General features: G+C 61.9%; 2 protein-coding genes. Both read left to right on the top strand.

Translation table 11 applies throughout. The features are described 5' to 3' along the window. The first annotated feature begins 66 nt into the window (after nucleotides 1-66). A complete protein-coding gene (locus ACA061_RS18305; RefSeq protein WP_497299793.1) occupies nucleotides 67-13,065 on the top strand; it encodes a non-ribosomal peptide synthetase in 12,999 nt (4,332 codons plus the stop codon). A gap of 159 nt (nucleotides 13,066-13,224) precedes the next feature. After that, on the top strand, nucleotides 13,225-14,046 hold the full coding sequence (locus ACA061_RS18300) for an alpha/beta fold hydrolase (protein ID WP_497299792.1): 822 nt from the start codon (nucleotides 13,225-13,227) through the stop codon (nucleotides 14,044-14,046). Nucleotides 14,047-14,127 lie beyond the last annotated feature (81 nt).

The following is a 14,127-nucleotide window of genomic DNA, read 5'->3' as shown; positions in this document are numbered from 1 at the left end:
TGCCCCGCGAGGGCGTGTCGCAGCAACCCGATTCCACTAGCAAGCCGAATTCAGGCAGGAAACCTCATGACCGACGCGTTCGAACTCCCCAGCACCCTGGTCCACGCCCTCCAGCGCCGCGCGGCCCTGACGCCGGATCGGCTGGCCTTGCGTTTTCTTGCCGAAAACGAAGCGCAGGCTGTGGTCCTCAGCTATCGCGAACTGGACCAACGCGCGCGCACCATTGCTGCTGCGTTGCAGGCCGAGGCCGAATTTGCTGATCGCGCGGTGCTGCTGTTTCCAAGTGGCCCGGATTACGTTGCGGCGTTTTTTGGTTGCCTGTATGCCGGGGTGATCGCGGTGCCGGCCTATCCACCGGAATCGGCCCGCCGTCATCATCAAGAGCGCCTGCTGTCGATCATTGCCGACGCCGAACCGCGCCTGCTACTGACCAGCGCTGACTTGCGCGACGCCTTGCAGCAGATCGAAGGCGCGCCGCCGCTGTTGTGTGTCGATACCCTTGACAGCGCACTGGCTGAGCGCTGGGTTGAGCCGACTCTGCCGGCCGATCACATTGCATTCCTGCAATACACCTCAGGCTCCACCGCACTGCCCAAAGGCGTGCAGGTCAGCCATGGCAATCTGGTCGCCAACGAGCTGCTGATTCGCCACGGTTTCGGCATCGACGTGAACCCCGATGACGTCATCGTCAGCTGGCTGCCGCTGTACCACGACATGGGGTTGATCGGCGGTCTGTTGCAGCCGATTTTCAGTGGTGTGCCGTGCATCCTGATGTCGCCGGCGTACTTCCTCGGCCGGCCATTGCGCTGGCTCGAAGCGATCAGCCAATACGGCGGCACCATCAGCGGCGGGCCGGATTTCGCCTATCGCTTGTGCAGCGAGCGGGTCAGTGAATCGGCGCTTGAACGTCTCGACCTGAGCCGCTGGCGCGTGGCCTATTCCGGCTCCGAGCCGATCCGTCTCGACACCAACGAACGCTTCGCCGAAAAGTTTGCGGCATGTGGTTTCAGTGCCGACAGTTTCATGGCTTCGTACGGTCTGGCCGAGGCCACGCTGTTCGTCGCCGGCACGCCGCGCGGCAAGGGCATTCCTGCGCTGCGCGTGGACGATCAGGCGCTGGCGCAAAACCGTGCAGAGCCGGGCGACGGCAGCGCGATCATGAGTTGCGGCATCAGCCAGCCAGAACACGCGGTGCTGATCGTCGAGCCAACCCGTCTTGAAGAACTCGCCGACAATGCCGTCGGCGAAGTCTGGGCGGCTGGCCCTAGCATCGCTCACGGTTACTGGCGCAACCCCGAGGCCAGCGCCAAGACTTTCGTCCAGCACGCCGGCCGCACCTGGCTGCGCACCGGTGACCTGGGTTTCATGCGTGACGGCGAACTGTTCGTCACCGGTCGCCTGAAAGACATGTTGATCGTGCGCGGCCATAACCTCTATCCGCAGGACATCGAGAAGACGGTCGAGAGCGAAGTGGAAGTGGTGCGCAAGGGCCGGGTCGCGGCATTTGCGGTGAATCAGGACGGCGAAGAAGGCATCGGTATCGCGGCGGAGATCAGCCGCAGCGTGCAGAAGATTCTGCCGCCAGAAGCGCTGATCAAAGCTATCCGCCAAGCGGTGGCCGAGGCCTATCAGCAAGCACCGAGCGTGGTGGTGTTGCTCAATCCGGGCGCATTGCCGAAAACCTCCAGCGGCAAATTGCAGCGTTCGGCCTGCCGTAATCGCCTGGCCGATGGCAGCCTCGACAGCTATGCGGTGTTCCCTTCAGATGAAGCGCAAGGTGCCGAATCGACCCTGCAAGCTTCCGAGCTCGAAGCCTTGATCGGCAAGATCTGGGCCGAGCAACTGAGCGTCAAACAGGTCAATGCCGACGATCATTTCTTCCTGCTCGGCGGCAACTCGATTGCCGCCACCCAAGTGATCGCCCGGGTGCGCGAAGAGCTCGGTCTGGCGCTGAGCCTGCGTCTGCTTTTCGAAGCGCCGACGCTGTCCGCCTTCGCCGCTGCCGTGGCCCTGGAGCAGCAGAATGGCGCAAGTGTTCAAGGCACAATCAACGCGCTGTCGCGTACGGAGCCAATGCCACAATCGCTGGCGCAAAATCGCTTGTGGATCACCTGGCAACTGGATCCGCAAAGCAGCGCCTACAACATTCCGGGAGCGCTGCGTCTGCGCGGCGAACTCGATGAAGACGCCCTGCGCGCAAGCTTTCAGCAACTGATCGAACGCCACGAATCCCTGCGCACGCGCTTCTTTGAACGCGACGGCGTGGCACTGCAACAAGTCGATGCTGCGGCTGAATTCAACCTGCAACTGGTCGACATCAGCGACCTGCCAACCCATGAACGTGAAGCTCGCGCTGAGCAAATCCGTGAGGACGAAGCGCGCACCCGGTTCGATCTGGAAAAAGGCCCGCTACTCAGGGTGACGCTGATTCGCCTTGATGACGAAGACCATCAACTGCTGGTGACGATGCACCACATCATCGCCGACGGCTGGTCGCTGAACGTGTTGATCGATGAATTTTCGCGCCTGTACGCCGCCGCCTCCCAAGGCCAGCGCGCCGAGCTCGCGGCATTGCCAACCCAGTACGCCGACTACGGCAGTTGGCAGCGCCAATGGCTGGCGCAAGGTGAGGGCGAGCGGCAACTGGCCTACTGGAAAGCGCAGTTGGGCGATGAGCATCCGACGCTGGAGCTGGCCACCGATCATCCGCGAGCTGCCCAGCAACTTCTAAGCGCCTCGCGCCACAGCGTACGTCTGAGCATCAGCCTCAGCGAAACCATTCGCCAGACTGCCCAAGCGCACGATGCCACACCGTTCATGCTGTTGCTCGCGGCGTTCCAGAGCCTGTTGCACCGTTATAGCGGTCAACGCGATATTCGCATTGGCGTGCCCAATGCCAACCGTCCACGGCTGGAAACCCAAGGCCTGATCGGCTTCTTCATCAACACTCAGGTGCTGCGCGCGGACGTCGATTCACGCCTGTCGTTCACCGAGTTGCTGGCGCAAACCCGCGAGGCTGCACTCGGCGCACAAGCCCATCAGGACCTGCCGTTCGAACAACTGCTCGAAGCCTTCCCGCAGGCCCGCGAACAGGGTTTGTTCCAGGTCATGTTCAACCATCAGCAACGCGACCTCAGCGCACTCAAACGCCTGCCCGGTCTACTCGCCGAAGAGTTGCCGTGGCACAGCCGCGAGGCCAAGTTCGATCTGCAATTGCACAGCGAAGAAGACCGCAACGGGCGCCTGACCTTGTCCTTCGACTATGCCGACGAGCTGTTCGACGCCGCGACCATCGGGCGGCTGGCGGAGCATTTCAGCAATCTTCTGCGAGATGCCTGCGAGCGTCCGCACCACGCCATCGGTGATCTGCAACTGTTGACTGCCAGCGAAAGCGAACAGCAATCAGATTGGAGCAGCGTCCCTTGTGCCAAGGCTGAGCAATGGCTGCCGGAACTGCTCAACGAACAACTGCGCATGACCCCGCAACGCACCGCGCTGGTGTGGGAGGGCGGCAGTCTCGATTTCGCCGAACTACATGCTCAATCCAATCGACTGGCGCATTACCTGCGCGACAAGGGTGTCGGCCCGGATGTCTGCGTGGCCATCGCGGCCGAGCGTTCGCCGCAACTGCTGATCGGCCTGCTGGCGATCATCAAGGCAGGCGGCGCTTATGTGCCGCTCGATCCGGATTACCCGGCCGAGCGTCAGGCCTACATGCTCAGCGACAGCGGCGTCGAGCTGCTGCTGACCCAGACCGAATTGCTAGATCGTTTGCCGGCCAGCGATGGCGTCAGCGTCATTGCCATGGATGCCCTGCATCTGGAGAACTGGCCAAGCCATGCGCCGGGACTGCACCTGCACGGCGACAACCTCGCCTACGTGATTTACACCTCCGGTTCCACCGGTCAACCGAAAGGCGTCGGCAACACCCACGCGGCACTGGCTGAACGGCTGCAATGGATGCAAAACACTTATCGCCTCAACGAAACCGACGTGCTGATGCAAAAAGCGCCGATCAGTTTTGACGTGTCGGTGTGGGAATGCTTCTGGCCGCTGATCACGGGTGCGCGTCTGTTGATTACCGCACCGGGCGAACACCGTGATCCGCATCGCATCGCGCAACTGGTTCAGCAATATGGCGTGACCACGCTGCACTTCGTGCCGCCGCTGCTCTCGCTGTTCATCGACGAGCCGCTCAGCAGCGAATGCACCAGCCTGCGCCGGGTGTTCTCCGGCGGCGAAGCCTTGCCAGCCGAGTTGCGCAACCGCGTGCTGGCGCAACTGCCGGCAGTGCAACTGCACAACCGCTACGGCCCGACTGAAACCGCGATCAATGTCACCCACTGGCATTGCACCGCCGCTGATGGCGAGCGCTCGCCCATTGGCCGACCGCTGGGCAACGTGGTTTGTCGTGTTCTCGACGCTGACCTCAATCCTGTACCTGCGGGCGTACCCGGCGAGCTGTGCATCAGCGGTATCGGTCTGGCGCGTGGTTATCTCGGTCGCCCGGCGCTGACCGCCGAACGTTTTGTGGTCGATCCATTGGGCGAGCAGGGTGCTCGCTTGTACCGCACCGGTGACCGTGCGCGCTGGACTGACGATGGCGTGATCGAATACCTCGGCCGTCTCGATCAGCAGGTCAAACTGCGCGGCTTTCGCGTCGAACCGGAAGAAATCGAAGCACGCTTGCTCGCACAGGACGGCGTCGCCCAAGCCGTGGTGCTGGTGCGTGAAACCGCTGCCGGCGCGCAACTGATCGGCTACTTCACGGCGACCGATGCCAGCGCAGACCAGGACGCGCAAATCAACCGACTGAAAACCGCACTGGCCGCCGAACTTCCGGAATACATGGTCCCGGCGCAGCTGATGCGCCTCGACGCAATGCCCCTGAGCCCGAGCGGCAAACTCGACCGCCGCGCCTTGCCCGTGCCGCAATGGCAAGTGCGTGAGCATGTCGAACCGGTCACTGAACTGGAGCAACAGATCGCCGCCATCTGGCGCGAAGTGCTGGGCCTGGCGCAAATCGGCCTGCGTGACGATTTCTTTGCCCTCGGCGGTCATTCGCTGCTGGCCACGCAAATCATCTCGCGCACCCGTCAGGCTTGCGACGTCGAATTGCCGTTGCGCGCGTTGTTCGAACACAGTGAGCTCGGTGATTTCGCCGAACAGATCCGTCTGATCCAGGTCAGCGGTCGCACTAACAAACAGCCGCCGATTGAAAAGGTCGACCGCAGCCAACCCGTGCCGTTGTCCTACTCGCAACAGCGCATGTGGTTCCTCTGGCAGATGGAACCGGACAGTCCGGCGTACAACGTCGGCGGCATGGCGCGCCTGCGTGGCGTGTTGCATGTCGAGCATTTCGAGGCGGCATTGCAAGCGCTGATCCTGCGCCACGAAACCCTGCGCACGACATTCCCAAGTGTCGATGGCGTGGCCCGTCAGCAGGTGCACGCCGAGACTGGCGTGCGCATGGGCTGGAAAGATTTCTCGACACTCGCGGCTGACCAGCGTGAGCAGAACGTCCAGCAACTGGCCGACGAAGAAGCGCATCTGCCGTTCGATCTGGAAACCGGTCCGCTGCTGCGCGCCTGTCTGGTCAAGACTGCCGAGCATGAGCATTACTTCGTCCTGACCCTGCATCACATCGTCACCGAAGGCTGGGCGATGGACATTTTTGCCCGTGAACTCAGCGCGTTGTACGAAGCGTTCGTCGATGATCGCGAATCGCCGCTGGAGTCGTTGCCGGTGCAGTACCTCGACTACAGCGTCTGGCAGCGCAACTGGCTGGAGTCCGGCGAGCGTCAGCGTCAACTCGACTACTGGACCGCGCAACTGGGCCGCGAACATCCGTTGCTGGAATTGCCGGGTGACCGCCCGCGTCCACCGGTGCAAAGCCATCAGGGCGAGCTGTTCCGTTTCGACCTCAGTGATGACCTCGCCGCGCGGGTCCGGGCGTTCAATGCGCAAAACGGTCTGACCCTGTTCATGACCATGACCGCCGCACTCGCCACGCTGCTTTACCGCTATAGCGGCCAGACCGATCTGCGCATCGGCGCACCGGTGGCCAACCGTATCCGCCCGGAAAGCGAAGGGCTGATCGGCGCGTTCCTCAACACTCAGGTGTTGCGTTGCCAGCTCGACGGGCAGATGTCGGTCGGCGAGTTGTTCGAGCAGGTGCGCCACACCGTGATCGAAGGGCAGTCCCATCAGGATCTGCCGTTCGATCATCTGGTTGAAGCCTTGCAGCCACCGCGCAGCGCCGCTTACAACCCGCTGTTTCAGGTGATGTGCAACGTGCAGCGCTGGGAATTCCAGCAGAGCCGTATGCTCGCCGGCATGACCGTCGAGTACCTGGCCAACGATGCGCGGGCGACCAAGTTCGATCTCAACCTGGAGGTCACCGACCTCGACCATCGCCTGGGCTGCTGCCTGACGTACAGCACCGATCTGTTCGACGAGCCGACCATCGCGCGCATGGCCGGACATTGGCGCAACCTGCTGGAAGCGCTGATCGCCGACCCGCAACAACGCCTCAGCGAACTGCCGCTGCTGGACGCCCCGGAGCAACAGCGACTGCTCGACAGCCTCGGCGTCGAGCCGGGCGAGCATCGTCTCGATCAGTGCATTCATCACCTGTTCGCCGAGCAAGCACTGCTGCGCAAAGATGCGCCAGCCCTGACGTTCGCTGGCCAGACCTTGAGCTACGCCGAACTCGACGCCCGCGCCAATCGTCTGGCCTGGGCCCTGCGTGAGCGCGGCGTTGGCCCGCAAGTGCGCGTGGGTCTGGCGCTCGAGCGTTCGCTGGAGATGGTCATTGGCCTGCTGGCGATCCTCAAGGCTGGCGGCGCTTACGTGCCGCTCGACCCGGAATACCCGCTCGACCGTTTGCATTACATGATTGAAGACAGCCGCATCGGTCTGCTACTCAGTGATCGCGCGATGTTCAACGCGCTCGGCGAGCTACCGTCGAGCGTGGCGAGTTGGTGCCTGGAAGAGGACAGCGCCGCACTGGCCGATTTCCCGGCCACCGAGCTGCCATTTATCAGCCTGCCGCAGCATCAGGCCTACCTGATTTACACCTCGGGTTCGACCGGTAAACCGAAAGGCGTGGTGGTGTCCCACGGCGAAATCGCCATGCATTGCCAAGCTGTCATCGAGCGTTTCGGCATGCGCCCTGACGACTGCGAGTTGCACTTCTATTCGATCAACTTCGACGCTGCGACCGAGCGACTGCTGGTGCCACTGCTCAGCGGCGCGCAGGTGGTGTTGCGGGCGCAAGGTCAGTGGGACGCCGAAGAAATCTGCGGGCTGATCCGCACCCATCGCATCAACGTACTGGGTTTCACCCCGAGCTACGGCAGCCAGTTGGCGCAGTTCCTCGCCACGCAAAACGACATTCTGCCGGTGCGGATGATCATCACCGGCGGTGAAGCGCTGACCGGCGAACACCTGCAACGCATTCGTGCGGCGTTCAAGCCGAGCCTGTTCTTCAACGCCTATGGCCCGACCGAAACCGTGGTCATGCCGCTGGCCAGTCTGGCCCCGGAAGTGCTCGAAGAGGGCGCCGGCAGTGTGCCGATCGGCAGCGTGATCGGCGCTCGCGTGGCGTACATTCTCGACGCCGATCTGGCGCTGGTGCCGCAAGGCGCGACCGGTGAATTGTTTGTCGGCGGCGCGGGTCTGGCGCAGGCTTATCACGACCGTCCGGGTATCACGGCCGAACGTTTTGTCGCTGACCCGTTTGCCGCTGAGGGTGGACGCATGTATCGCACTGGCGACCTGGTGCGCCAGCGTGCCGACGGTCTGGTCGAGTACCTGGGTCGGATCGACCATCAGGTGAAAATCCGTGGTTTCCGTATCGAACTTGGTGAAATCGAAACGCGTCTTCTTGATCACGATTCGATTCGCGAAGCGGTGGTGCTGGCGCTGGATGCGCCGAGCGGCAAACAACTGGTTGGCTACCTTGTCACCGAGATTGCCGAGCACAGCGAGACTGAACAAGCTCAACTGCGCGAAGCACTGAAGACGCACCTCAAGGCTCAACTGCCGGATTACATGGTGCCGACTCACCTGATGCTGCTGGCAAGCATGCCGCTCACCGCTAACGGCAAACTGGATCGTCGCGCACTGCCGGCGCCGGACCCCGAACTGAACCGTCAGGACTACGTGGCGCCGAGCAATGAGCTCGAACAAACCCTGGCGCAGATCTGGTGCGAAGTGCTCAACGTCGAACAGGTCGGCCTCAACGACAACTTCTTCGAGCTGGGTGGCGATTCCATTCTGTCGATTCAAGTGGTCAGCCGCGCGCGCCAGCAGGGCATTCATTTCAGTCCGCGTGATCTGTTCCAGCACCAGACCGTGCAGACCCTCGCCGCTGTGGCCAGCCGCACCGAGTTGGTGACAGCCGAGCAAGGCTTGGTGAGCGGTGAATCGCGTCTGACGCCAATTCAACACTGGTTCTTCGACACCGATATTCCTCAGCGTCAGCACTGGAATCAGGCGTTGTTGCTGGAACCGACTACCGCGCTGGAGCCGCAGCTTCTTGAGCGAGCGCTACTGGCGGTGATCGAGCAGCACGACGCCCTGCGTCTGCGCTTCACCGAGGCGGGCGGTGAGTGGCAAGCGGCACATCAACCGGTCTCGGATGCCGTTGTTTTGTCGTCAGTGCACGTCGCGTCGATGGACATGTGCGAGGCGCTGTTCGCCGATGCTCAACGCAGTCTTGATCTGGAAAACGGTCCGCTGCTGCGTGCCTTGCTGGTCGATGGCCCGCACGCTCAGCAACGCCTGTTCATCGCCATTCATCACTTGGTGGTCGACGGTGTCTCTTGGCGTGTCTTGCTTGACGATCTGCAAACCGTGTATCGCCAGCTCGACGCCGGGCAGTCGGTGAAACTGCCGGCGAAAACCAGTGCCTTCAAGGATTGGGCGGCACGCCTGCAGGCTTACGCCGGGAGCGAATCACTGCGCGAAGAACTCAACTGGTGGCGGACCCAACTGGCCGGTCCGAGCGCTGATCTGCCGTGTGAAAATCCGCAGGGCGGCCAGCAGAATCGCCACGCGCAAACCGTCAGCGTGCGCCTCGATGCCGAGCGCACCCGACAATTGCTGCAACAGGCGCCAAGTGCTTATCGCACGCAGGTCAACGATCTGCTGCTGACCGCGTTGGCCCGTGTGCTGTGCCGCTGGAGCGGGCAACCGTCGGCGCTGATTCAACTGGAAGGCCACGGCCGCGAAACCCTGTTCGACGAGATCGACCTGACCCGCACCGTCGGCTGGTTTACCAGCGCCTATCCATTGCGCCTGACGCCGCACAACATCGAAGAAGCCGCCGGGCAGGGCGCTTCGATCAAGGCGATCAAGGAGCAGTTGCGCGCTGTGCCGCACAAAGGCCTCGGTTATGGCGTGCTGCGTTATCTGGCGGATGAACTCAGCCAACGCAGCATGGCCGCGCTGCCGAATGCGCCGATCACCTTCAACTACCTTGGCCAGTTCGATCAGAGTTTCGCCAGCGATGCGCTGTTCCGTCCGCTGGATGAACCGGTCGGCGCGGCCCACGATCCGCAGGCGCCGTTGCCGAACGAGTTGAGCGTCGACAGTCAGGTCTACGGCGGTGAACTGCTGCTGCGCTGGACCTTCAGCGCCGAACGTTACGAGGCGCAGACCATCAATGATCTGGCCGACGCCTACCTGGGCGAATTGCAAAGCCTGATCGAGCATTGCCTGCAAGCTGAGGCCGGTGGCCTGACGCCGTCGGACTTCCCGCTGGCGAAACTGACCCAGGCGCAACTCGATGCCTTGCCGGTGCCTGCCGCACACATTGAAGACGTCTATCCGCTGACGCCGATGCAGGAAGGCATGTTGCTGCACACCTTGCTCGAACCGGGCACCGGTCTGTACTACATGCAGGATCGCTACCGCATCAACAGCGAACTCGACCCCGAGCGTTTCGCTCAAGCGTGGCAAGCCGTGATCGGCCGTCATGAAGCGTTGCGTGCCTCGTTCTGCTGGAACGTCGGCGAAGACATGCTGCAAGTGATTCACACGCCGGGGCGCACGCCAATCGAGTATCTGGACTGGAGCGCCATCAGCGACGCCGAGCAGGAACCCAAGCTGCAAGCGCTGCTCAAAAGCGAGCGCGAAGCCGGGTTCGATCTGCTCAACCAGGCACCGTTCCACTTGCGTCTGATCAAGGTCGGCGCGGCGCGCTACTGGTTCATGATGAGCAACCACCACATCCTCATCGATGCCTGGTGCCGTTCGCTGCTGATGAACGATTTCTTCGAGATCTACACCGCGCTTGGCGAAGGTCGCGAAGCTCAACTGAGCGTGCCGCCGCGTTATCGCGATTACATCGGCTGGCTGCAACGTCAGAGTCTTGCCGAAGCGCGTCAGTGGTGGCAGCAAAACCTGCAAGGGTTTGAACGCACCACGCCGATCCCGAGCGACCGACCGTTCCTGCGAGAACATGCCGGCGAAAGTGGCGGCATGATCGTCGGTGACCGCTACACCCGTCTCGATGTTGCGGACGGTGCCCGTCTGCGTGAGCTGGCCCAGGCCCATCAACTGACCATCAATACCTTCGCCCAAGCGGCATGGGCACTGGTGCTGCGGCGCATGAGCGGTGATCGCGACGTGCTGTTCGGTGTGACCGTTGCCGGGCGTCCGGTTGAGATGCCGGAAATGCAACGCACCGTCGGCCTGTTCATCAACAGTATCGCGCTGCGAGTGCAGATGCCGGCGGACGATCAGCGTACCAGCGTGCGGCAATGGCTGAGCGGGTTGCTCGACAGCAACATGCAACTGCGCGAGTACGAATACCTGCCGCTGGTGAGCATTCAGGAGCAAAGCGAACTGCCGAAAGGCCAGCCGCTGTTCGATAGCCTGTTTGTGTTCGAGAACGCGCCGGTAGAAGTCTCGGTACTGGACCGTGCGCAGAGCCTGAACGCAACCTCGGATTCGGGCCGCACCCACACCAACTTCCCGCTGACGGCGGTGTGTTATCCGGGCGATGACCTTGGGCTGCACCTGTCGTATGACCAGCGTTACTTCGACGAGTCGACGGTCGAGCGCATGCTCGGCGAGTTCAAGCGTCTGCTGCTGGCGCTGGTCGACGGTTTCCATGGCGACATGGCCGATCTGCCGTTGCTGGGCAGTGAGGAGCAGGACTTCCTGCTCCACGGTTGCAACCAGAGCGCCCACGATTATCCGTTGGAGCAGAGCTACGTTTCGCTGTTCGAAGCGCAGGTTGCTGCGCATCCGGAGCGTATTGCCGCCAGTTGCCTGAATGTTCAATTGAGCTATCAGGCGCTGAACCAGAATGCCAACCGTCTCGGCCATGCCTTGGTCGCGGCCGGGGTGCAAATGGATCAACCGGTGGCGTTGCTGGCCGAGCGTAATCTTGATTTGCTGGGCATGATCATCGGCAGCTTCAAGGCGGGTGCCGGTTACTTGCCGCTGGACCCGGGTCTGCCGAGTCAGCGTCTGCAACGGATCGTTGAGCTGAGCCGCACGCCCGTGCTGGTGTGCAGCGAGGCGTGCCGTGAACAGGCGCAGACGTTGCTCGATGAATTCAATTGCGCCAATCGTCCACGCTTGCTGGTGTGGGAAGAGGTGCAAGCGTTGGCGACATCGGCGCAGAACCCTGGCATTCACAGTGGCCCGGACAACCTCGCCTATGTGATCTATACCTCCGGCTCCACCGGCCTGCCGAAAGGCGTAATGGTCGAGCAGCGCGGCATGCTCAACAATCAGTTGAGCAAGGTGCCGTACCTGAATCTGACGGCGGCTGACGTGATCGCGCAAACCGCTTCGCAGAGCTTCGATATTTCGGTCTGGCAGTTCCTTGCTGCGCCGCTGTTCGGCGCGCGGGTCGACATCGTGCCGAATACCATCGCTCACGATCCGCAAGGGTTGCTGGTGCATGTGCAGGCCCAGGGCATTACCGTGCTGGAGAGTGTGCCGTCGCTGATTCAGGGCATGCTCGCCTCGGATCGTCTGAGCCTCGACGGTCTGCGCTGGATGCTGCCGACCGGTGAAGCAATGCCGCCGGAACTGGCGCACCAATGGCTGCTGCGTTACCCGGACATTGGTCTGGTCAACGCTTATGGTCCGGCGGAATGCTCGGACGACGTGGCGTTCTACCGCGTGGACATGGCATCGACTCGCGGCAGTTATTTGCCGATCGGTACGCCGACCGACAACAATTTGCTGTATCTGCTGGATGGCGCGCTGGAACTGGTGCCGTTGGGCGCAGTGGGTGAGTTGTGCGTGGCGGGCACCGGGGTGGGGCGCGGGTATGTCAGCGATCCGCTGCGAACCGCGCCGGTGTTTGTGCCGAACCCGTTCGGTGCACCGGGCGAACGCTTGTATCGCACCGGTGACCTGGCGCGACGTCGTAGCGATGGCGTGCTGGAATACGTCGGTCGGGTCGACCATCAGGTGAAGATTCGCGGTTACCGCATCGAGTTGGGTGAAATTGAAGCGCGTCTGCACGAGCAACCGGAAGTCCGCGATGCGGCGGTCGGTGTGCAGGAAGGCATCAACGGCAAGCATCTGGTCGGCTATCTGGTGGCAGCGGATTCTGCGCTGAACCCGAGCGAACGTCTGGAGCGCATCAAGCAACGCCTGCGCAGTGAACTGCCGGAATACATGGTGCCGCTGCACTGGCTGTGGCTCGCACAGATGCCGCTCAATGCCAACGGCAAGCTTGAACGCAAAGCCTTGCCGGCACTGGAGATCGGTCAGTTGCAGAGCCAGGATTACCTGGCGCCGCGCAACGAGCTGGAGCAAACCCTGGCAGATATCTGGGCCGAGGTGCTGAAGGTCGAGCAGGTTGGCGTGCGCGACAACTTCTTCGAACTCGGCGGGCACTCGTTGCTGGCCACGCAGATCGCCTCGCGCGTACAGAAAACCCTGCAACGCGATGTGCCGCTGCGAGCTATGTTCGAGTGCAGTACGGTTGCGGAACTGGCCGAGTACATCGATGGGCTGGCGGCCAGTGAAATCACTGAGGAGAAGGTGGATCGGTTGAATGATCTGATGGCGGAGCTGGAGGGTTTTTAAAAGCAAAAGATCGCAGCCTGCGGCAGCTCCTACAGAGAAATATGCGTTTCCCTGTAGGAGCTGCCGCAGGCTGCGATCTTTTCGCTTTTCAGACAATTGACTGCCGAGTAGTAGCAGCTCAGTCTGCCGGTTCTCTTTTTGCAAACGAGGGGTTAGTCGATGCCTTTTTTCACGGTTGACGGACAAGCACTTCACTACATCGATCAAGGCACAGGCCCGGCCGTGTTACTGGCGGGCAGCTACCTGTGGGATCAGACCATGTGGGCGCCGCAGATCGCTGCGCTGGCGCCGCACTATCGGGTGATTGCGCTGGATCTTTGGGGCCACGGCGAATCCGGGCGATTGCCGGAAAACACCACATCGCTGGATGACATCGCGCGTCAGGCGCAGGCGTTGCTCGATCATCTGGGTATCGACCAGATCACCCTGATCGGCCTGTCGGTTGGCGGCATGTGGGGCGTGCGTCTGGCGCTGTCGGCACCGCATCGGATAAACGGTTTGGTGCTGATGGACACCTATGTCGGCGTAGAACCCGAGCCAACCCGTCAGTACTACTTCTCGCTGTTCAAACAGATTGAAGACAGCGGCGAAATATCGGACGCGTTGCTCGACATCGTCGTACCGATTTTCTTCCGCCCGGGCATCGATCTCCAATCGGCGCTGTATCAGGACTTTCGCGCGAAACTGGCGGGGTATTCATCCGAGCGTCTGCGCGAAAGCATCGTACCGATGGGCCGCATCACCTTCGGTCGAGATGATCTGTTGCCACGTCTGGGCGAGCTGAACGCTGCAACTACTCTGGTGCTGTGCGGTGATCAGGACAAACCCCGGCCACCGGCCGAAGCGCAGGAAATGGCTGAACTGATCGGTTGCCCGTGCGTGTTGGTGCCGGAGGCGGGGCATATCTCCAATCTGGAGAATCCGCAGTTTGTGAATGACGCGTTGCTGAAGTTTTTGGCTGAGCATCATTCGCGGCGCTGATGAGAAAAAGATCGCAGCGTGCCGCAGGTCCTACAGGGATATGCGTTTTCTGTAGGAGCTGCGGCACGCTGCGATCTTTTG

This window comes from Pseudomonas sp. LBUM1668, assembly GCF_059695715.1.
This window is presented reverse-complemented; position numbering and strand designations above follow the sequence as displayed.